Source organism: Pseudomonas sp. RGB (assembly GCF_007713445.1).
Classification (GTDB): Bacteria; Pseudomonadota; Gammaproteobacteria; order Pseudomonadales; family Pseudomonadaceae; genus Aquipseudomonas.
Genome location: NZ_VMSH01000011.1, coordinates 39,891 through 59,193 on the forward strand (window position 1 = coordinate 39,891; position 19,303 = coordinate 59,193).

A 19,303-nucleotide genomic window follows, 5' to 3' on the forward strand; every position below is an offset into this window, starting at 1 on the left:
TTTCTCCTTTTTCGGTAGGCTCGCGAGCCTAATCAAGCACCGCTTCAAGATCGAAGTGGCACAACCTGCGATGGGTGACTTCCTTGCGCTCGCGCACGGCATGGTCTTGTGGCAAAAGGTCATAACAGCGATACAGGAGCCGGGAGACTTGAAAGGCCAGTTCTGGCTCCCAGCGCTCCAGGCCCGCCTGTTGTAATTCAAGGTCCAGTTGTTCGAGCTGGATCCTGCCCAGTTCGTGTTTGCCTGCTCGTATGCATAATCTGGCCAGCGCCAATCGCCAATGAAAGCGGGTCCGGTCGCCGCGGGCGGCGTGCAGTCCTTCTTTGAGCGTGGCAATCGCCGCCTTCAGGCCCTCTTTGCGCAGCCTGGACATAACGGCCTGCAAGGCCGTCTCCCAGGGCTCGTTTCCGGCATCGATAACGGCGGTTGAAGGCTCGGCTTTATGTACGTGGCGAAGGACGTGGAGCGTGATCCAATCGCACGTCGCGGGGTCGGCAAATGGGGTGCCGTCGTCAAACCTGAACTCCGGCAGACTCGGCAGGCGCTGCAACAACAACGCAAAATTCATTTCCAGCTCGGTCATGGCCCACTCTGCCTGCAGGGCTTCGAGGCACTCCCAGGCCATACGCAACCCGTCAAACCAGAACAACGCACCGGCCAGGCTCGCTTCAAGCTCAAGCAAAAGGTCGGCGTGATGACCTTGGGTCAGACGGTTCTGGTAGCGTTTGAGTTTGTCGTGAGGAAGCCCGCGCAAAGCGGTTACTCGCTCACTGTTGGCGTCGGGATAGTTGGTAAGCGCCAGCCAGGCCAGGGTGCGGCTCAGGCGCAAGGCACGCAGATCAGTGGCACTCTGGCGCAGCCACCAGGCGCACAGTGGCCGAGCCTGCTCCTGCAATGCCCGCAAAAGTTTTTGCGCGTCTTTTTCGTTGTTGACCGGCTGTTCAGGCCTCAGCAGCTGCGTTGCCACCTGCTTGACCTGAGCGATGGCACCCGCAACACCACGTGGCTCGGAACCGCCCTGCAGGGCAAGCGCCAAACGCTCCGACAGTTGCCTGCGGATCGGTAACAACAAGGGCGCGTCGTCCCCCAGATGTTCACGCCACAGCTCGTCGAGACTTTCCAGGTGTTCCAAAAGCGCCTGAAACAATGGCACTTGATCGGTAAGTGAAAGATGCTTCGTGAACAGGGGGTCAAGCCGCAACACCAGCCAACCAAACGCAGCCATACGCGTACGTGATTTAGCAGGGTAGACAATCGCCCAGTGATGCTTGCACAGATGAAGCAGTACGCCGAGGCCTGCCAGAAGCCCGGGGAATGAATCGCGCTGGTGCAACGCCCAAGTCAACCAGACGGCGACGCGCAGATCCTTGGAGTGCTCACGCAAAACCCGCTCGCCGAGCTCGCTGACGCGCTGCCAATCCGGCACGCCTGCACCATGTATCGAATGTGCCTTGCCGAGTTCGGACTCCAGGGCTTCATACTCACTCGAAAAACGCATATCACAGCCGGCAAAGCCCCCTGACGAACAGGGTAAGCGCGCAAGTTCAAGGTGATAAGCGTAGAGCGTGTCTGAATAAACCATTCCGGTCCGCACATAACTGTTCAAGGCAAGGGCGACAAACTAACCGCAATCCACATACGCATTAGAAGGCCAATTAATCTTCGTTCAGCACGTGACGAAGTAGGCGAACCTTAGCCATACATCAATCAATCATCAAGCGGTCAGCCCGCACTTAAGTATTTTCCTACAAAGCCAATAAAAACGGGCCTGCGCAGCTATTTGCGCACTTCAAGCGCATTGATAAAATCGAATACCTTGCGCACCCGTGTATTCATTTAATAAAACAACATGAGCAACTAACTGCGCACACTCGCGCAAACATAAACACGAAAATAAGCGCCTATCGACGACAACTTTCATATATTTAAACCAACAACCCTCCCAACCCCTTTATTTCATTGGCTCTCATTATTTCAGGCACGCTTTTTGTTATAGGCAATTGCCCGTTGGCAAACACGCCGTCGGGATTACCTACTCAATCAGGCAAGGAAACCAGTCATGCCAACACCCGCGTACCTCACTATCACCGGTGTCAAGCAAGGCTTGATCACGGCAGGCACATTTACTCAGGACTCGGTAGGCAATATTTATCAGGAAGGTCATGAGGATCAGATCCTCGTGCAGGCGTTTGCCCACCAGGTGATCATTCCCCGCGACCCACAATCGGGCCAGCCGACCGGCCAAAGGGTTCATAAGCCGCTGATGGTCAGCAAGGTCTTCGACAAGTCCTCACCGCTGCTCTTCAGCGCGCTGACCACGGGTGAAGAAGTGTCATGTCGACTGGAATGGTTCCGTACCTCCTCGGCTGGCACCCAGGAGCATTACTTCACCACCGAACTGGAAGGCGCAACCATCGTGGACATTCAATCGCGGATGCCCAACTGCCAGGACCCGGACAACGCTCATTTCACCCATTTGGAGGATGTGTATTTCACTTACCGCAAGATCGTCTGGACCCACGAAGTCGCCGGTACTTCAGGCTCGGACGACTGGCGTAGTCCGGTAGCCGGCTAACATCGGGTCAGGCAGAAGCGGCCGCCAGGGACGGCGCCGCGCCTGCTTGGTTGGCTAGACCATTGCCAGCGGATGCTTGCGCTTGGGTGCGCCGAACACGCGGTCGATCGCGTCCAGATCGTGCTCATCGAGCTTGAGGTTCGCGGCACCGGCGTTGAGCCGCACATGCTCGGGCGTAACAGCCTTGGGAATTGCGATCACGCCGTCCTGACGCAACACCCAGGCAAGGGATACTTGAGCGGGCGTGACCTCATGGCGACGGGCGATCTGCTTGAGCGTCGGGCTGGACAACAACTCACCCCCCTGGGCGATCGGGCAGTAAGCCATCAGCGGCAAATGGTGCTGTTGCCACCATGGCAGCAAGTCGAACTCGATACCGCGCTCTTCAATGTTGTAGAGCACTTGGTTGGTTGCACACGCCGGGGACGCAAGTTCCTGCAGATCTGCCACGTCAAAATTGGAGACGCCCCAACGGCCGATCTTGCCGGCCTGACGTAATGTTTCGAAGGCTTCGACGGTTTCTTCGAGGGGATACTGGCCCCGCCAGTGCAACAGATACAGGTCGATGTAATCGGTACCCAGGCGCTGCAGGCTGGCTTCGCAGGCACGGGGCACGCCCTTGCGACTGGCATTGTGCGGATAGACCTTGCTGACGAGGAACACCTGATCACGCTTACCGCGAATGGCTTCGCCGACCACTTCCTCGGCTCCGCCTTCGCCATACATTTCGGCGGTATCGATCAGGGTCATGCCCTCGTCGATACCCAACTGCAACGCGGCAACCTCGGCGCTGCGCCGGTCCGGGTTTTCGCCCATGCGCCAGGTCCCCTGGCCGATGACAGGGACGGGAACGCCGGCCAGATCGATGGTGCGCATGACAACCTCCTGATGAGTTCGCGGATTAACAATGTGGCATTGGGCGGACAAAAGGGTTCAATCGAAGTATGGTTGCCCTCTGAAAAGTCGCCAGGAAGGACCTGCAATGCTGTTTGTCGTGATGCTCGGGGGCAAGCACCCGCGGGCCAGAATTGAAGTTCACGATGTGGTGTTCGCTGTAGCGAACACACTGCAAGACACCTACCCGCAATTGCGCGATGGTTGGTTTGGCAGCCCCAAGGGTGTGCACATCGACTCTTGGATGGCAGTGGATGGCGTTGATGGCTGGAAAGTTGAACTTAGCCACCTGGCCCCGCCTGCCGGCGCGCACCATCTGTACTTCATCAACCTGGGCGGCTACGAAGCCAACGCTTTTGGCGAAGCCCATCACTATTTGCTGGTGGTCGCCCGCGACAAAAAGGAAGCGAAGAGCAAGGGGAAACAGCAGATGCTGCGCCATTGGTCCCAGGCCCATACCGACGGCGTGATGGATATTGACGACTGCCTGCCCATCGACCTGGTCGACGGTCGCTACCTGCACCTGGTGCAAGGTTCGCACAGGCCAATCGTGCAACAGAACGACTACATCGTGCTGCCCTGAGTTATCCCTACCCGAACGGGGTATGGCGCCCACCCTCCACCTGCCTGACAGTGCAATCAGTCCCCGAACCTGATAACACGCACAACTCAAGGTGGGTCCGCCATGCATAAAACCTTTATCGCCCTGTTCAGCGCCGTATTGCCGGGCGCGCCGCTGATCGTGGCACACCACAGTTTCCCGCAGGCAGCGCAGGAAAAAGCCCGCTGGTTGAAACGCTACGCCGCGTTTGCCGTGGACTGCGGCGTGCCCGCGGCGGATGCCGAGCGGGCGATAATGGCGTTCAGCGCACAATTGCCGGTGCTGTCTCCCGAGGAGGACGCTGCCTTGATCAGCCGAGCTGGCTTCGAAGGCGTGGAGCTGTTCTATGCCGGCTTCAGTTTCAAGGGCTGGGTGGGCTACAAGCCGCGCTAACGGCTTACCAACTGCCCGACGCACCACCGCCGCCACTGGAACCGCCGCCACCGGACGAGCTGCTGCTGGAGCTGGAACCGGAGCTGCCGGAGCTCGAACCAGACCCTCCGCCCGACCCCGAGCCGCCATCGGAAATGCTCTGGATAAAGACAATGAACGCCACGACCGAGGCCGCCGGTATCGCCAGTATCCAGCCCTGGTAGCCGTGCCCCAGCATAAAACCGACCGCCACATAAACCGCCGCGACGGCCAACGCACGCACGAGAAAAAAGCGTGGTTTGGTCTTCCAGGACTCGCGGATGACGAAGAACAGCCCCACGTACAACGCCAGCACCAAGGCGCCGCCAAACGGCAACACCAGCCAGTGTACGAAGTTGACCGCCACAAAGTGGTCCACCACCAGCAACCCGACGATATACGCCAGCGCGCCCACCACGCAGTAAAACACCGCGCGCGCCAGCCACAGGGCGCCGAACGTGGCGCCGCCGATCAGCAGGGTCAGCGCAAGTACCAGCAGGTATAGCGGCCACTCATGGCCACCGGCATAAATCGTCAGCAACACCGTCACCACGACGGTGGCGATCAGCGCACGGCGCCAGTGCAGCTTGCCGGCAGCGATCAGCACACCGCCGATGGCGCCCGCGATAAATGCCAGCAGTACTGCGATGATCTGCGGGTTAACCTGCGGCGCGGCCTGCTCTGGCAGATCGCCGCCGTCCACCAGCACAGTCAAGTCATTGACCGCTTGTTGCACGCCGCCCGCGTAGTCGCCCTGGCGAAACGCCGGCGTGATGTGTTCTTCGATGATGCGATGGGCCAACAGATCGGTGACCGTGCCTTCCAGGCCATAGCCCACCTCGATGCGTACCGTATGGTCGTCTTTCGCCACCACCAGCAGGATGCCGTCGTTGACGTCCTTGCGCCCCAGCTTCCAGGCGCGGAACAGTTGATTGGCGTAATCCTCGATACTCGCGCCGCCGGTAGTGGGCACCAGCAGTACCGCGACTTGCGCGCCTTTGCGCTGTTCAAGGGCGGCGAGTTGGTCTTTGAGGCGCGTGGTGATGCTGGCGTCGAGGGTATTGGTGAGGTCGATCACCCGCTGGTCGAGGGCGACGCCGATGGGCGACGTCTGCGCCTGGGCAGTGCTCAGCAGGCCGATGAACATCAGCGCCAGTAGACTCAACACGGATTGCCGCAGCATCGCCATCATGTTTGATACCTGAAGTTTCATCCTGAAGGCGCCGACTTTACCTTATTGACACGTTCACACGTAGGCCGTGCCCTGCATGATCGGCTGCACGCTGCCGGTCAATACCACACCGCCCTGCCCGTCCCACTGCACCGTGACCGTGCCGCCGTCGCACTGCACCTGCACCGTGTCATCCAGCAGGCCGCGCCGGATCCCGTTGACCACCGCGGCGCAGCAACACGAACCGGAACCCAGCGGCACACCGCCGCCGCGCTCCCAGATACGCAGACGAACATGCGCGCGGTCCAGCACCTGCACGAAATGCACATTGGTCCTGGCCGGGAACAGCGCATGGGTTTCCAGCGCCGGACCTACGGCTGCCACGTCGATAGCGGCGAGGTCATCGACAAAAAACGTACAGTGCGGGTTACCCATGCTACACGCCGCCGGGTCGCCCTTGATCGGCAAGAGAAGGGTCTGCATGGCGGCGGCCAGCGGTACTGACGACCACTCCAGCGACGGCGCGCCCATGTCCACCGACACCCGCTGGCCCGCCGCGCGTACGCACGTCAGTAGGCCACGGTCGGTGCGCAGCACAATCGAATCGGTGCCGGCTTCGTACATCAAGCGGTCGGCGACACCTCGCGTGGCACTGCCGCAGGTTTGCAGCGGCGTGCCGTTGGGGTTCCAGAATTTGATACGCGCGGCGGCGTCAACGCCGTCGAGGATCACCGCCAGCTGATTGAAACCGATGCCGGTGTGGCGGTCGCCCAAACGGCGGGCGACCTGCGCGGTGATCGGGTCGTCCTGGCCACGGCGGTCGATGATGATGAAATCATCGCCATGGGCATGCATCTTCACAAAGGGCAATGTCATGGGTTGTCCGGTGGGTGAGTGCGATGGGAGGGTGAGCATACGGCAGTTTCATCCAGACCGATTCGACCGCATGTTAGCGTGTGTGCGTTTTGATCCGGCAGAGCCCGCCATGAAAAAAAACCTCTTCGCTTTGACCGCACTGCTGCTCGCGTTTTCCCACGCGACCCTGGCGGCCACCCAGCCTCCCAGCCCGTGCCAGCCGAGTGCCTCGAAGTCGACGGCCAAGGCGCTGCTGGCCGCCGCAGAACGGCACCTGGCTGACCGTCCCAACCCCCTGGCCCATGTGCACACTGAAGGCACACTGCCCCACCACGGCATTCGCGAGCAAAGCATTGCCGCCGAAAAGGACTGGCCGGTGATGCGCCAGGCCGCGCTGGCGTGGCGGTTGAGCGGCGACCCGCGTTACCTCAGGCAAGTCGACGACTACCTTGGCGCCTGGGCCGATGTGTACCAACCGGACTTCAACCCAATTGACGAAACCAACCTCGACCAGCTGATCAATGCCTATGCGCTGACTGCCGATAACCTGCGCCTGGAAACCCGCGCAGCCAGCCGCCGCTTGATCAGTGATCTGGGTAACGGCTACCTCGCGCGTATCCAGCAGTTCCACGGCCAGAACAAAGGTACGCAAACCAACAACTGGCAAAGCCATCGCGTCAAGTTGATCACGGTGGCCGCCGCTGCACTGGGCGACCGAACGATGCTCGAGCAGGCCCACCAGGTGTTCAAACAGCAGATCGCCGACAATGTGTTGCCCGATGGCTCGGTCACCGATTTTCACGACCGCGATGCCCTGCACTACGTGGTCTACGACCTTGAACCTCTGGTGCAAGCTGCCCTGGCAGCCAAGCCCTACGGCGGTGACTGGCTGAACCTCAAGGCCAATGGCGCGTCCCTGGCGGCCGCCCTCGATTGGCTGGTGCCCTATGCCAATGGCCAGCGCAGCCACCAGGAGTTCGTGCACACCCACGTGCAATTCGACAAGGACCGCGCCGGGGTGGGCGATGCCGGCTACAGCGGCACCTGGGAGCCCAAAAGCAGCGCCACGCTGTTCTGGCTGGCGGCGCAACTGGACAAGCGCTACCTGCCTGTGGCGACGCAATTGGCCGCCCACCCGGCCGATTGGATCAGTGCCTGCTATTTGCCGTAAGCGCGGCTAGACTGGCCGGGTTGCTCTTTCAAGGGATTGACCATGCTTGTTGTATTCAGCGGCCTGCCCGGCACCGGCAAGACCACGATTGCCAGCCAACTGGCGCGCCAGACCGGTGCCGCCTACTTGCGCATCGATGTGATCGAACAGGCGCTTCGGGACGCGGGCGTGTTAGCGCAAGGTGTAGGTGCCAGCGGCTACGGCGTGGCCAATGCGCTGGCGTTGAGCAATTTGCGCTTGGGGCACACCGTCGTCGCAGACGGTGTGAACCCGGTCAGGGAAAGCCGCGAGGCGTGGAAAGCGGTGGCGATTCAAGCAGGCGCCGCGTGGGTTGATATCCAGGTGATTTGCTCTGATGAGCGAGAACATCAACGCCGTGTTGAACAGCGTGCGGGGGATATTCCCGGCCTGACTCCGCCCGACTGGCGGTCCGTATCGGCGCACGAATATGAGGCCTGGGATCAAAAGCCACTGACGGTCGATACCGCCCATGTGACAGCAGATCAGGCGGTGGCGTTGATCCTGGCGCACCTCAAACCCGAGGCGAATGCGCTGGCGCCCGGTGGGGCGTTAAAGGTGTGACGGCCGCGCAGTCCAACCAGGTCAAGCGCCCTCGCCCTGCTTAGGTGGCATTTTTTAAAGCACTGCTCCCATCGCCTTCATCAACACTGGATCGCGCCCATAAATATCCGGCGCGTAGACCAGGCCGCCCTGGCGATCGACTTCGACTGTCCAGTACCCCAGCAACACCGGCACCGGCGTAGCGAGCCTGAACTCATGGGTCACGCCGGTTGCCAGCAGTTCATCGGTGCGAGCGCGTTCGGCCGGGCTCACCAGCAGATCACGCAGCAGCAACGGCTGTTCCACCCTCACACACCCCGAACTGAACGCCCGCGGGCCTTTGGTGAACAACGGTTGGCTGGGTGTGTCGTGCAGGTACACCGAGTACGGGTTGGGAAAGCGCATCACGATCTTGCCCAATGGGTTGCGCGGGCCGGCCTCCTGGCGCAGGAGAATGTTGCCGGGGCGCGACCAGTCGACTTGATCGGGCGCCAGGGGGTGACCCTGGGCGTCAAGCACTTGCAGGTTTTGCTGGCGCAGGTATTCGGGGTTCAGACGGATAGCCGGGAGCTTGTCCTCGCGCATGATGGTGGGCGGGATGGTCCAGGTGGGGTTCAGCGTCAGCCGGGTGATGCGCGACTTGAGCAGCGGCGTCTGACGCTCCGCGCGCCCGACTTGCAGGCGGGTTTGCCACACCGGAATGCCGCTCTGGTAAACGCTCAGTTGCGCGGCGGCGACGTTGACCAGCACGCCTTCAGGCTCAAGGTCCTGGGCGAGCCAGCGAAAACGCTCCAGGTTTATACGCAGTTGGTCGCGGCGCATCGCCGGGCTGATGTTGAGTTCGGCTACGGTGCCGGCGCCGATCACGCCGTCGGCCTGTAACGAGTGGCTGGCCTGAAAGGCCTTGACTGCCTTGACCAGCTCGTCGCGGTATTGCTTGCCAGTGCCGCTGGGCACTTTGGCCAAGTAGCCACCGCTGTGCAGGCGCCGCGCCAGTTCCGGCACGCGCGGGTCTTCCATGCCGGGACGCAAGAGTGGCCCGCTGGCGACCGGGTCCCAATGCGGCAACGGTTGCAGGCGCACGGCGGCATAGGCATTGCGCAGGCTGCGGTACAGATCGGCGCTGGGCCGCGCCTGGTCAAAGGCTTGCGCCATGTCTTGCAGGCCGGCGACGGCGAAGGCCAGCACGTCGGTATTCGGGTCGCGGGCGGGTGGCTGGGAATGCCACAACGGTTCGAAGCGCGATTGCTGCAGGCGCCCGTAATGCAAATCCTGCAGGGCTTGCAGGTACTGGCGGCTGGTGTCGATGTCGCTGCACAGCACGTTGGCCGTGGCATCCGCCGTGGGCAGACTATAGTGGCTGGGGTCCAGGCCGTCGTCGGCCAGCGTCAGCAACTGGGTGTGCAAGGCTTGGCGGCGTTCTTCGCCAGACCACAGCGGCCCATCACCCTGCTGCTGATAGAACGCCTGCAGGCGCGCCAGGGCTGCGGCGTCGATCTGCGGGGCGAGGCTGGGGCACACACTGGGCAACTGCGCGAGGGCCTGTTGCACCGGGCTTGCGGAAATTACCGGCACGGCGCCCATCGGCAGCTCATCAGCCGTCGCGACCAGTGGTGCAACGAGCAGGCAAATGCTCAAGTAACATGCGTGTTTTTTGAACAATTGACTTGGCTCCAATCCACAGCGGGGGACGCTTTGTAGATGCTGACTTTTATGTGTCGCTTCGGTTTGATCACCGTCACGCTGGCAACGTTGAGCAATTTTGCGCTCGCCGCCAATGGGAATCCTCCTAACTTGTATAGCAGCCTGGCGCGCTCGGCTCCAGAACTCAATCCCGCCGTACTGAAAAGCGCCCTGAGCGCGGTGCAGTGCGCGGTCAATAACGGCGAGGAACGGTCAGAGCGCCTAGCGGTTATTGACTACTCCCAACCCTCGACCGCCCGTCGGTTATGGATTTTCGATTTGCGCAAAAAGACCCTCGTGTTGCGCGACCTGGTGGCCCACGGTGCCAAGTCCGGGGAAAACTTCGCCACGCAATTTTCCAATCTCGAAGGCAGCCATCAGTCCAGCCTGGGCTTGTTCCGCACCCAGGAAAGTTACCTCGGCGCCCACGGCTACTCGTTGCGCATGGACGGCCTGGAGCCCGGTTTCAATGACCAGGCGCGCGACCGTGCGCTGGTGATTCATGCCGCCGACTACGTCAACCCGGCGTGGAGCAAGCGCGAAGGCCGCATCGGCCGCAGCCAGGGTTGCCCGGCGGTGCGCCCGCAAGTGGCGCGCCAGGTGGTGGATAAACTCAAGGATGGGCAGTTCATGTTTTCCTGGTACCCGGACCAGCGCTGGTTGAAGTCATCGACGTATCTGAACTGCAAGCCCCAACAAGTGGCGAGTAGTCGTACAATCCGTGGTGGTTAGCCTGTCCCCACAGATAAAAGAGAGCGCCGCATGCTTCTACATACCTCCACCTGGATCGAGATCGGGCAGTTTCTGGAACGCAGCCGCACGGTGGTGATTCCCATCGGTTCCAACGAACAACACGGCCCCACCGGCCTGCTGGGCACCGACTGGATGTGCCCGGAGATCATCGCCCACGAGGCGCAGAAGAACGCCGACATCCTGATCGGCCCGACCTTCAATATCGGCATGGCCCAGCACCACCTGGGTTTTCCCGGCACCATTTCGCTGCGCCCTTCCACCTTTATCGCCGCCATTGGCGACTGGGTGCGCTCGCTGGCCGGGCACGGTTTCGAGAAGATCCTGTTCCTGAATGGCCACGGCGGCAATATCGCCACCATTGAAGCGGCGTTTTCCGAGCTGTACGCCGAAGCCAGTTTTGCCCGCCGCCCCGCCGGTTTCGCGCTCAAGCTGGTGAACTGGTGGGACCTGGAAGGCGTGCACGATTTGGCTCAACGCCAATTCCCGGTGGGCCACGGCAGCCATGCCACGCCGTCAGAAATTGCGGTGACGCAGTGGGCGTACCCGCAATCGATCAAGTCCGCCGAGTATTCTCCGCAAATCGCCAATACCGGGCCGATCCGCGAAGCGCTGGACTTCCGCGCCCGCTTCCCCGACGGGCGAATGGGTTCGGACCCGGCGCTGGCGACGGTGGAAAAAGGCGGTGAGTTGGTGGCGTTGGCCGCCAAGGGGCTGGTCAAGACCGTGAACACCTTCAGCAGCGAAGCAAAACCCTAGGCCCGCTCCCACACATTCAAGCCCTCAGGCGTGCCTGGATTATTTGCAGTCCTGCGCCGCCAGCTCCAGCCGCGACGGTTTGATTGCCGAGGCCAGTGGCTTGCGCTCATACAGGAACACCTTGGTGCCGTCCTGGGACTTGTAGGCCTCCAGCACATCATCGGCTGCAATCTTGCTGGTCAACACCACCTTGGCGTGGCGCGAGTTCTGCGTCACCGTCGAGGTGATGCCGCGTTTTTCAAGCTTGGGCACTACGCACTGCACATAGCCTTCAGGGGTTTTGTCGGTTTGCAGGGTCAAGCTTGGAGCGTTGGGAGCAGTGATACAACCGGTCAGCAACAACGAAGCAAAAGCCAGGGCCGGGACGAAAAAAGAGCGCATAAACATTCCTGAAAATAACCAAATAGGGTTCACAACGATCCGCGCGTCATCCCGCGCGGACCAGGGCCTTTAGCGACGCATCAAACTGCTTCAAGGCATCGAGCTGTACATCACGCTGTTGTTCAATCTGCGCGGCAATGTCCGGGGCCGCCTTGTCATGCACCCATACCGACGGCACCTGTTTGTGCACCGAGCCTTCAGCCTTGGCGATGTATTGCAGGTCGGCGTCATAGAACCGCGCCACAAAACGCGCCTCGACCTGATCGTTACGCTGGGTCAGCAATTGGTTATGGGTATCGAGCATCACCACCACATCCGGGTGAGCCTGCACCAGCTCATCCAGGCTGCTGTAGACCGTGACGATGCGAAACGTGCCCTGCAATGAACTCATCAGCCAATCAATCGCCAGTTCCGGGTCGGAGCTGTTGACGAACGCCTCGCGGATACGCCCGTCAAGGGCATCCTTGGCGCCGTTCATGGCCATGGCGTGGTAGCGTTCAAGGTAACTGAGGTTGTCGCGGGTGTTTTCGCTGTACAACACACCCACCGACTGCGCGCGCTGCAGGGAGTCTACGCTACCGACGAGTGGCAGCAAATGGCCCGTAGGCAGATCATCAGCAAATGCCGGGCTGGTCAGAACCACACTGCCGAACATCAGCATCATTAAACCCAGTTGGATAATCGTCCTCATCGCGCATTTCCTTGATCAGCGTCTCGATGCGCTGATTCTGCGCTTTTGGCATAAAAACAGAACTTGCGATGCTTGATGGTGACTATCATTTGAACCGATAGTGTCGCGTCTCCCGACCTCTATAAAACTATAAGGACCACGCCATGAAGCCCCACCAGAAAACCTTCGACCGCATCCGCGAAGCCGTACTGCCGGAGTTTCGCGAGCGGGTCGCCGATTACCTGGTCGATTATGAAGACGTGCTGCAGGACGAGGCCGCCGACGCCGACCAGCGTTACGCCAGCGCCCAGCAATTGCGCGGCTACCTGCGGGGCTTGAACACCACCCGAGTGCTGGGCATGGCGGACTGGGAAGACCTCGACCGGCGCGTGTCCCAGGAATGGATGTAAACCCTTAGAGCGCTGGGCGTTGCAGGTTGACCCATGCCTGCACTGACGGCCGCTGCCATTGGCGCTGCGCGTAGTCCACCCATTCGGCCGGCACACTGTCACCGTTGAGGATCAGACGATTGAGCATCACCGCCAGGTCAAGGTCGGCAATCGACCACTCGCCGAACAGGTACGGAGGGTTGCCGGCCAACAGCGCCTGCGTCGCACTGAACAACTTGCGTACGGCCGCTTCGGCGGCGGGCGACAACGGCGGCATTTTCTGCCCGTAAAACACCACCAGCGTCGAGCGCTCCTGACGGATCGCCAGCAAATCACTGCGCAACCACGCCTGAACCTGCCGCGCCCTCGCCCGCTGCTGTGGGTCAGCCGGGTACACCGGCGTTTCGGGATAGACCTGTTCCAGGTATTCAGTGATAGCGCAAGATTCCGACAGGGCAAACTCGCCTTCCACCAACGTCGGCACACGCTGGGTCAGCGACAGTTGGGTAAAGTCCGCCGTCTGGTTTTGCGCGGTGTCCAGGTCCAGGGTGAGCATGTCGAACGCCAGGCCTTTTTCGCGCAGGGTGACAAACACCGACATCGCGTAGGGGCTGGTGAACTGGGAATCCACATAGAGGCGTAACGGGCGTGGGTGCATGGCAGGTCTCCTTGGGTGAGCACCCACGCTACGAGAGGCGGGGCAATAAAGACAATGGCGGTTTTTTATGGGGGCATTCCTGGCGGGAATAGCCTCGATAGTGGCAATATCACATCGATTCGCCAGTTTGCGAAAACGCCCCGCCACTCGAAGCTTTCAAGGAACGATCAGCTTATGAAACAAGCAGTTGTCGTCATACACGGCATCGGCGAGCAACGCCCGATGGACACCCTGCATGGCTTTGTGGATGCCATGATTCCCGCCGACACGCCCGACGGCACGCCCTTCTACTGGAGCAAGCCGGATCGGCTGTCACGCAATTTCGACCTGCGCGTCTTGAAGTCGTCCGGCCGCACCAGCACGGATTTCTACGAGTACTACTGGGCCCACAAGATGCAGGGCACCAAAGTCGGCCACCTGCTCAGTTGGCTCTGGGACATCTTCAAGCGCCCACGCCGCGATATTCCCGACGCCATCGTGCCGATCTGGCGCACCACGCGCTGGACGGTGATGCTGCTGTTGCTGCTGATCGCCAGCGGCACCCTCGCCACGGCCTGGGGCCAGTTCGATCACAGCGACAACCCGTTCGCGCTGGTGCCGTTGCTGCTCGGCGCTATCGGCCTGGCACTGCGTTACTCGGCCCTGTCCTACCTGGGCGACGCCGCCCGTTACCTGAGCCCCAACCCGCAGAACGTGGTGGTGCGCGAGCAGATTCGCGCCGACGGCGTGGCATTGCTGCGGGCCCTTCACAATAAAGGCGATTACGACCGCATCATCGTGGTCGGCCACAGTTTGGGCAGCGTGATCGCCTACGACATCGTCGGTTATCTGTGGCACGAACATCACGATCAGCTGACCAAAGTCATTCCCAGCAACCGCGAACTCGCCAGCCGTTATGCCAATCACGAAGCGCTACAACCGGTCATCAAGGACACGCTGCCCAACGCCGGCGCCGCGCTTGACGGCAGCCTGGGCAGCATTTTGAAATTTCGCGAGCAGCAGACCGAAGCCTTTATCGAGCAGCGCGGCCTGGGCAACCCGTGGCGCATTACCGATCTGGTAACCGTCGGCAGCCCGATGGCCCACGCGAGCCTGTTGCTGGGGCGCAGCGTCAGTGACTTCCAAAAACGCATGGAGCGCCGCGAAGCCCCCGCCTGCCCGCCCACTCAGGACGAAAAGGGCTACGGCTACAACGCCCGTCATCCGGTGATGCTCGGCCAGAAACCCTTCACGCCCCAGTATTTGCACCACGCGGCGGCATTTGCAGTGACGCGCTGGACCAACCTCTACTTTCCCGCGCCCTTTGGCCTGTTTGGCGACATCGTCGCGGGCCCGGTCAGCCCGGTGATGGGCGCAGGCGTGCTGGATTTGCCGGTGACCGTGGGCTCGCGCAAAGGCTGGCTCGCCCGCTCATGGCTCAGCCACACCCACTACTGGAGTGAGCGCGGCGGTGCCCAAGGTTACCTCGGTGCGCTCTCCACGGATGAGCACGCAATCACCCAGGGGCCGCGTCCGTCAGCCACTGAAGCGTTGCGCTGGGCCGTTGACCTCAAGGGCCTGCGGCGCTTGCGCCCGGCGCGCGCCAAGGAAAGCCTGACGCAGGCTTAGCCGGCAAAACCGCCTTTATCGAGAAACTCACGCTCTTGCGCCGTGGTGCCCCTGGCCAACACTTCATTACGGTGTGGAAAGCGCCCAAACCGCTCGATGATCGCGGCATGCTCCTTGGCCCAATGGTAGGTGCTGGCATCCAGCTGCTGGTTCAGCACCAACGAGCGCTGCTGATCGGCGGGGTCTTCCGAATGCTCGAATGGCAAGTAACAGAACGCCCGCAGCTCGGGCTCGATCAATTGGTCCAGGCCAGCATCGACCATCCGCCGCGCGTACAAACGCGCCAGCGGGTCGGTGGCAAACATGTGCGCGGTGCCACGAAAGGCATTGCGCGGGTATTGATCCAGCAGGATCAACAAGGCCAGCGCGCCGTGTGCCGAATCCAGCCAGCCCTCCAGTTCGCGCCGGGCCGCTTGCATATGCGTGGCATGGAAGGTGTCGCGAAAGGCCGCGTCAAACGCGTCGTCCTTGGCGAACCAGCGCTTGGGGCCCGCCTGTTTCCAGAACTCGATCACCGCCTCGGCCGGTTGCCCGTTGATGCTCGACATCATTACCTCCCATTGACTTGCAGATTTCATCATTGACGCCGGCAGAATCCATTAAGTTTCCGCTCTGGAGCCGCTCCTGCTTCGCAGCGGTCGTGCCATCGCACATAGGGTTTACCGGATGATTCACCGTCTTGCCCAGGTTTTCAGTGATTCCAATGGCCACGTGCGCACCAAGCTGTTTGGCATCTACGGCATTTTGGTCGCCATTAACGTCGGCGCCTGGCTCTGGGCGCTGGCGGCGTTTCATCAGCACCCCGTGTTACTGGGCACTGCTCTGCTCGCCTACAGTTTCGGCCTGCGCCACGCGGTGGACGCCGACCATATCGCCGCCATCGACAACGCCACCCGCAAGCTGATGCAAGAGCAGAAACGCCCGGTGGCGGTGGGGTTCTTTTTCTCTCTGGGGCATTCGTCGGTGGTGGTGCTGGCCTCGATTGGCGTGGCCCTTACCGCCGCCCATGTCGAGGCGTTCAAGGCGGTTGGCGGTGTGATCGGCATGTCCGTGTCGGCGGTCTTTTTGCTGGTGATCGCGCTGATGAACCTGGTCATCCTGCGTTCGATCTACAGGGCCTGGCGCCAGGTGCGCGAGGGCGGCGCTTACGTCGATGAGGATGTTGACCTGCTGCTGGCCGACCGCGGTTTCATGGCGCGAATCTTCCGCCCGCTGTTTCGCCTGATCAGCCGCAGTTGGCACCTGTACCCGCTGGGTTTTCTGTTTGGCCTGGGGTTTGACACCGCCACCGAAATCGCCCTGCTGGGCATCTCCGCCACGCAGGCGGCGCAGGGCTTATCGCCGTGGTCGATCATGGTGTTCCCGCTGCTGTTCAGCGCCGGCATGTCGCTGGTGGACACGCTGGACGGCCACTTGATGCTCGGCGCCTACGGCTGGGCGTACATGAAGCCGCTGCGCAAGCTCTACTACAACATGAGCATTACCTTGGTCTCGGTGGTCGTGGCGGTGATCATCGGCAGCATCGAGGCGCTGGGGCTGATGGCCGACCAGTTGGAGCTCAAGGGTGATTTCTGGGGCTTTATCGGCAACCTGAACGACAGCTTCGGGATGCTCGGCTACATCATCATCGGGATTTTCGTCGCCAGCTGGGCGGCGTCGGTGTTGCTGTACCGCTTGAAGGGCTTCGACCGGCTCGCCTGAAGTCGAGAAGCAGGTCAGCCACATTCGGGACTGACACACTGCAATCGCGGGCAAGCCCCTCCCACATGTTTAAACCGCGTTACGCCAGCTCAGCGCGCAGTTGACGCGCCGCGGTAACCATATGAACCAACGCCGCTTCTGTCTCCGGCCAGCCGCGGGTTTTCAAACCGCAATCCGGGTTGACCCACAGGCGCTCGGCCGGAATCCGCTGGGCGGCCTTGCGCAGCAAGTTGGCCATTTCCGACGCATCCGGCACGCGCGGCGAGTGGATGTCGTAGACGCCCGGGCCGATGTCATTGGGGTACGCGAACGCTTCGAACGCGTCCAGCAACTCCATGTCCGAGCGCGACGTCTCGATGGTGATCACGTCGGCGTCCATCGCCGCGATGGACTCGATCACATCGTTGAACTCGCTGTAGCACATGTGCGTGTGGATCTGGGTTTCGTCACGCACGCCGCAGGCGCACAGGCGGAACGCTTCAGTGGCCCAGTCCAGGTAGTGTTGCCACTGCGCCCGGCGCAACGGCAAGCCTTCACGGAACGCCGCTTCGTCGATCTGCACGATTTTGATGCCGGCCGCCTCCAGGTCAACCACTTCGTCACGAATCGCCAGCGCCAGTTGACGCGCCTGCACTTCGCGGCTCACGTCTTCGCGCGCAAACGACCACATCAGCATGGTCACCGGGCCGGTCAGCATGCCCTTCATCACCTTGCTGGTCAGGCCTTGGGCGTAGCGGATCCACTCCACGGTCATGGCTTTGGGGCGGCTCAGGTCGCCGAAGATTACCGCCGGTTTCACGCAGCGCGAACCGTAGCTCTGCACCCAACCGAAGCGGGTGAACACATAGCCGTCCAGTTGTTCGGCGAAGTACTCGACCATGTCGTTTCGTTCGGCTTCGCCATGCACCAATACGTCCAGGCCGAGGTTTTCCTGTACTTCGACGGCGTGCTTGATCTCGCTGTGCATCGCTTCGACGTACTCGGCTTCGCTCAACTTGCCGGCCTTGTACGACTGGCGCGCCAGGCGGATCGAGGCAGTTTGCGGGAACGAACCGATGGTGGTGGTCGGTAACAGCGGCAGGTTCAGGCCGGCACGTTGCTGCTCGATACGCTGGGCAAACCGCGACTGGCGCTGACTGTCCTTGGCGGTGATCGCCGCCACGCGGGCTTGTACGGCAGGTTTGTGAATTCGCGTTGAAGCCGCGCGAGCCGCTTGCACGGCGCGGCTCTGCGCCAACGCGGCGCGTACATTCGACGCCTGCGGCGCGTTGACGGCCTGGGCCAGCACCGCCACTTCGGCGCACTTCTGCACGGCGAAGGCCAGCCAGCTCTTCAGCTCGGCATCCAGCGTGTCTTCGCGGCCCAGGTCGACCGGGCTGTGCAGCAGTGAGCAAGACGGCGCCACCCACAAACGATCACCCAACTTTTCATGTGCGTGCTTCAAGGTCGCCAAGGCTTTTTCCAGGTCGCAGCGCCAGACGTTGCGGCCATTGACCACGCCCAGGGACAACACTTTGTAAGCCGGCAGGCGATCAAGAATGGTCGGGTACTGCTCCGGTGCACGCACCAGATCGATGTGCAAGCCATCGACCGGCAGGTTGGCAGCCAGGCCGAGGTTTTCTTCCAGACCACCGAAGTAGGTGGCCACGAGCTTTTTCAGCGGGTCGCGCTGGATCAGGTTGTAGGCGCGCTCAAAAGCGTTTTTCCAGTCTTGCGGCAAGTCCAGAACCAGGATCGGCTCGTCGATCTGCACCCACTCAACGCCCAGGTCAGCCAGGCGCTGAAAGATCTGGCCGTACAGCGGCAGCAGACGATCGAGCAGGTCCAGCTTGTCGAAGTCACCGCCCTTGGCCTTGCCCAACCACAAGTAGGTCAACGGGCCGATGACGACGGGCTTGACGTTGTGGCCCAGGTCACGGGCTTCCTTGACCTCTTCAAACAGCTGCTCCCAACCCAGGTGGAATTGCTGGTCAGCACTGAATTCAGGCACCAGATAGTGGTAGTTGGTATCGAACCACTTGGTCATTTCCTGGGCGTGGGCACCGCCGCAGCAGTTGTCGCTGACGCCACGGGCCATGCCGAACAGCGTGTGCAATGTGGCTTGGCCGTCGGCTGGGCGGAAGCGCTCAGGGATCACGCCGAACATCAAGGAATGAGTCAGGACCTGGTCGTACCAGGCGAAATCGCCGACCGGCAACAGCTCGATGCCGGCCTGCTTCTGCAACGCCCAGTGAGTGTTGCGCAGGTCACGGCCCACGGCGCGCAGGCCGGCTTCGTCGAGTTCGCCCTTCCAGAACGCTTCCTGCGCTTTTTTCAGTTCACGATCGCGTCCAATGCGCGGAAATCCCAGGGAATGAGCGACTGCCATGACTTACAACTCCAATGTCGATATTTGATGGCAGCCATTGTCGACACCCACTCATCGTGAGACAAACTCATTCTATTCCAGATGATCACAAGATTCG

At 61.4% G+C, this 19,303-nt stretch carries 20 protein-coding genes; 10 read left to right on the top strand and 10 right to left on the bottom strand.

Translation table 11 applies throughout. The features are described from left to right. Window positions 1-28: 28 nt before the first annotated feature. Window positions 29-1,582 carry a type VI secretion system protein TssA gene (tssA, locus tag FPT15_RS21555; RefSeq protein WP_145164468.1) on the bottom strand — a complete coding sequence of 518 codons (1,554 nt, stop codon included), beginning with the start codon at window positions 1,580-1,582 and terminating at the stop codon, window positions 29-31. Between the two features lie 477 nt (window positions 1,583-2,059). Between tssA and FPT15_RS21560 the strand changes: the two genes are divergently transcribed. Next, entirely contained in the window at window positions 2,060-2,575 is a 516-nt protein-coding gene (locus FPT15_RS21560; protein WP_106577823.1) for an Hcp family type VI secretion system effector, read from the top strand. 54 nt (window positions 2,576-2,629) lie between these two features. Here the strand turns inward: FPT15_RS21560 and FPT15_RS21565 are convergent, their stop codons facing one another. Further along, window positions 2,630-3,451 carry an aldo/keto reductase gene (locus FPT15_RS21565; RefSeq protein WP_145164470.1) on the bottom strand — a complete coding sequence of 274 codons (822 nt, stop codon included), beginning with the start codon at window positions 3,449-3,451 and terminating at the stop codon, window positions 2,630-2,632. Window positions 3,452-3,557: 106 nt separating this feature from the next. Between FPT15_RS21565 and FPT15_RS21570 the strand changes: the two genes are divergently transcribed. Together FPT15_RS21570 and FPT15_RS21575 are read left to right on the top strand one after the other, a co-directional pair. Further along, window positions 3,558-4,052 (top strand): DUF1543 domain-containing protein, encoded by a 495-nt coding sequence (locus FPT15_RS21570; RefSeq protein ID WP_145164472.1) that lies wholly within the window; start codon window positions 3,558-3,560, stop codon window positions 4,050-4,052. A 102-nt stretch (window positions 4,053-4,154) separates the two neighbouring features. Continuing rightward, the gene (locus FPT15_RS21575) at window positions 4,155-4,463 is read left to right on the top strand and encodes a hypothetical protein (RefSeq protein WP_256676505.1); all 309 of its coding nucleotides are present in this window, start codon (window positions 4,155-4,157) and stop codon (window positions 4,461-4,463) included. A 4-nt stretch (window positions 4,464-4,467) separates the two neighbouring features. Here the strand turns inward: FPT15_RS21575 and FPT15_RS21580 are convergent, their stop codons facing one another. Together FPT15_RS21580 and dapF are read right to left on the bottom strand one after the other, a co-directional pair. Then, complete coding sequence (locus tag FPT15_RS21580; RefSeq protein WP_145164474.1) at window positions 4,468-5,673, bottom strand: YgcG family protein; 1,206 nt, start codon at window positions 5,671-5,673, stop codon at window positions 4,468-4,470. Between the two features lie 54 nt (window positions 5,674-5,727). After that, a complete protein-coding gene (gene dapF / locus FPT15_RS21585; protein WP_145164476.1) occupies window positions 5,728-6,528 on the bottom strand; it encodes a diaminopimelate epimerase in 801 nt (266 codons plus the stop codon). A 109-nt stretch (window positions 6,529-6,637) separates the two neighbouring features. Here dapF and FPT15_RS21590 point away from each other — a divergent pair, with 109 nt between their 5' ends. Together FPT15_RS21590 and FPT15_RS21595 are read left to right on the top strand one after the other, a co-directional pair. After that, window positions 6,638-7,678 carry an alginate lyase family protein gene (locus FPT15_RS21590; protein WP_145164478.1) on the top strand — a complete coding sequence of 347 codons (1,041 nt, stop codon included), beginning with the start codon at window positions 6,638-6,640 and terminating at the stop codon, window positions 7,676-7,678. 42 nt (window positions 7,679-7,720) lie between these two features. After that, window positions 7,721-8,260 carry an AAA family ATPase gene (locus FPT15_RS21595; RefSeq protein ID WP_145164479.1) on the top strand — a complete coding sequence of 180 codons (540 nt, stop codon included), beginning with the start codon at window positions 7,721-7,723 and terminating at the stop codon, window positions 8,258-8,260. A gap of 54 nt (window positions 8,261-8,314) precedes the next feature. Here the strand turns inward: FPT15_RS21595 and FPT15_RS21600 are convergent, their stop codons facing one another. Next, window positions 8,315-9,901, bottom strand: coding sequence for a murein L,D-transpeptidase (locus tag FPT15_RS21600; RefSeq protein WP_145164482.1), 1,587 nt, complete (start codon window positions 9,899-9,901; stop codon window positions 8,315-8,317). Between the two features lie 39 nt (window positions 9,902-9,940). Between FPT15_RS21600 and FPT15_RS21605 the strand changes: the two genes are divergently transcribed. Together FPT15_RS21605 and FPT15_RS21610 are read left to right on the top strand one after the other, a co-directional pair. Then, window positions 9,941-10,654, top strand: a complete 714-nt coding sequence (locus FPT15_RS21605; protein ID WP_145164484.1) for a murein L,D-transpeptidase catalytic domain family protein — start codon at window positions 9,941-9,943, stop codon at window positions 10,652-10,654. Window positions 10,655-10,684: 30 nt separating this feature from the next. Continuing rightward, entirely contained in the window at window positions 10,685-11,431 is a 747-nt protein-coding gene (locus FPT15_RS21610) for a creatininase family protein (protein WP_119741790.1), read from the top strand. Between the two features lie 39 nt (window positions 11,432-11,470). Here the strand turns inward: FPT15_RS21610 and FPT15_RS21615 are convergent, their stop codons facing one another. Beyond that, window positions 11,471-11,812 carry a hypothetical protein gene (locus FPT15_RS21615; protein ID WP_145164486.1) on the bottom strand — a complete coding sequence of 114 codons (342 nt, stop codon included), beginning with the start codon at window positions 11,810-11,812 and terminating at the stop codon, window positions 11,471-11,473. A 46-nt stretch (window positions 11,813-11,858) separates the two neighbouring features. Next, window positions 11,859-12,503: an ATPase gene (locus tag FPT15_RS21620; RefSeq protein ID WP_145164487.1), complete on the bottom strand. Its 645-nt coding sequence runs from the start codon at window positions 12,501-12,503 to the stop codon at window positions 11,859-11,861. A 143-nt stretch (window positions 12,504-12,646) separates the two neighbouring features. Between FPT15_RS21620 and FPT15_RS21625 the strand changes: the two genes are divergently transcribed. Further along, window positions 12,647-12,892 carry a hypothetical protein gene (locus FPT15_RS21625; RefSeq protein ID WP_145164489.1) on the top strand — a complete coding sequence of 82 codons (246 nt, stop codon included), beginning with the start codon at window positions 12,647-12,649 and terminating at the stop codon, window positions 12,890-12,892. Window positions 12,893-12,896: 4 nt separating this feature from the next. Here FPT15_RS21625 and yfcF read toward each other — a convergent pair whose 3' ends face one another. After that, on the bottom strand, window positions 12,897-13,529 hold the full coding sequence (yfcF, locus tag FPT15_RS21630; RefSeq protein ID WP_145164491.1) for a glutathione transferase: 633 nt from the start codon (window positions 13,527-13,529) through the stop codon (window positions 12,897-12,899). A 174-nt stretch (window positions 13,530-13,703) separates the two neighbouring features. Here yfcF and FPT15_RS21635 point away from each other — a divergent pair, with 174 nt between their 5' ends. Further along, window positions 13,704-15,137, top strand: a complete 1,434-nt coding sequence (locus tag FPT15_RS21635) for a lipase family protein (protein ID WP_145164493.1) — start codon at window positions 13,704-13,706, stop codon at window positions 15,135-15,137. Here FPT15_RS21635 and FPT15_RS21640 read toward each other — a convergent pair. Then, the gene (locus FPT15_RS21640) at window positions 15,134-15,685 is read right to left on the bottom strand and encodes a DUF924 family protein (protein WP_145164495.1); all 552 of its coding nucleotides are present in this window, start codon (window positions 15,683-15,685) and stop codon (window positions 15,134-15,136) included. The two genes, FPT15_RS21635 and FPT15_RS21640, sit on opposite strands and share 4 nt — an antisense overlap. Window positions 15,686-15,803: 118 nt before the next feature. Here FPT15_RS21640 and FPT15_RS21645 point away from each other — a divergent pair, with 118 nt between their 5' ends. Next, window positions 15,804-16,838, top strand: a complete 1,035-nt coding sequence (locus FPT15_RS21645) for a HoxN/HupN/NixA family nickel/cobalt transporter (protein ID WP_145164497.1) — start codon at window positions 15,804-15,806, stop codon at window positions 16,836-16,838. A gap of 79 nt (window positions 16,839-16,917) precedes the next feature. Here the strand turns inward: FPT15_RS21645 and metE are convergent, their stop codons facing one another. After that, the gene (gene metE / locus FPT15_RS21650; RefSeq protein ID WP_145164499.1) at window positions 16,918-19,206 is read right to left on the bottom strand and encodes a 5-methyltetrahydropteroyltriglutamate--homocysteine S-methyltransferase; all 2,289 of its coding nucleotides are present in this window, start codon (window positions 19,204-19,206) and stop codon (window positions 16,918-16,920) included. Between the last annotated feature and the right edge of the window lie 97 nt (window positions 19,207-19,303).

Coding starts and splice junctions, on each gene's coding strand:
- FPT15_RS21610 (WP_119741790.1), top strand. CDS start 10,685: ATGCTTCTACATACCTCCACCTGGATCGAGATCGGGCAGTTTCTGGAA.
- FPT15_RS21605 (WP_145164484.1), top strand. CDS start 9,941: ATGCTGACTTTTATGTGTCGCTTCGGTTTGATCACCGTCACGCTGGCA.
- metE (WP_145164499.1), bottom strand. CDS start 19,206: ATGGCAGTCGCTCATTCCCTGGGATTTCCGCGCATTGGACGCGATCGT.
- FPT15_RS21595 (WP_145164479.1), top strand. CDS start 7,721: ATGCTTGTTGTATTCAGCGGCCTGCCCGGCACCGGCAAGACCACGATT.
- FPT15_RS21625 (WP_145164489.1), top strand. CDS start 12,647: ATGAAGCCCCACCAGAAAACCTTCGACCGCATCCGCGAAGCCGTACTG.
- FPT15_RS21620 (WP_145164487.1), bottom strand. CDS start 12,503: ATGAGGACGATTATCCAACTGGGTTTAATGATGCTGATGTTCGGCAGT.
- FPT15_RS21560 (WP_106577823.1), top strand. CDS start 2,060: ATGCCAACACCCGCGTACCTCACTATCACCGGTGTCAAGCAAGGCTTG.
- FPT15_RS21570 (WP_145164472.1), top strand. CDS start 3,558: ATGCTGTTTGTCGTGATGCTCGGGGGCAAGCACCCGCGGGCCAGAATT.
- tssA (WP_145164468.1), bottom strand. CDS start 1,582: ATGGTTTATTCAGACACGCTCTACGCTTATCACCTTGAACTTGCGCGC.
- yfcF (WP_145164491.1), bottom strand. CDS start 13,529: ATGCACCCACGCCCGTTACGCCTCTATGTGGATTCCCAGTTCACCAGC.
- FPT15_RS21565 (WP_145164470.1), bottom strand. CDS start 3,451: ATGCGCACCATCGATCTGGCCGGCGTTCCCGTCCCTGTCATCGGCCAG.
- FPT15_RS21575 (WP_256676505.1), top strand. CDS start 4,155: ATGCATAAAACCTTTATCGCCCTGTTCAGCGCCGTATTGCCGGGCGCG.
- FPT15_RS21635 (WP_145164493.1), top strand. CDS start 13,704: ATGAAACAAGCAGTTGTCGTCATACACGGCATCGGCGAGCAACGCCCG.
- FPT15_RS21615 (WP_145164486.1), bottom strand. CDS start 11,812: ATGCGCTCTTTTTTCGTCCCGGCCCTGGCTTTTGCTTCGTTGTTGCTG.
- FPT15_RS21590 (WP_145164478.1), top strand. CDS start 6,638: ATGAAAAAAAACCTCTTCGCTTTGACCGCACTGCTGCTCGCGTTTTCC.
- FPT15_RS21645 (WP_145164497.1), top strand. CDS start 15,804: ATGATTCACCGTCTTGCCCAGGTTTTCAGTGATTCCAATGGCCACGTG.
- dapF (WP_145164476.1), bottom strand. CDS start 6,528: ATGACATTGCCCTTTGTGAAGATGCATGCCCATGGCGATGATTTCATC.
- FPT15_RS21640 (WP_145164495.1), bottom strand. CDS start 15,685: ATGTCGAGCATCAACGGGCAACCGGCCGAGGCGGTGATCGAGTTCTGG.
- FPT15_RS21580 (WP_145164474.1), bottom strand. CDS start 5,673: ATGATGGCGATGCTGCGGCAATCCGTGTTGAGTCTACTGGCGCTGATG.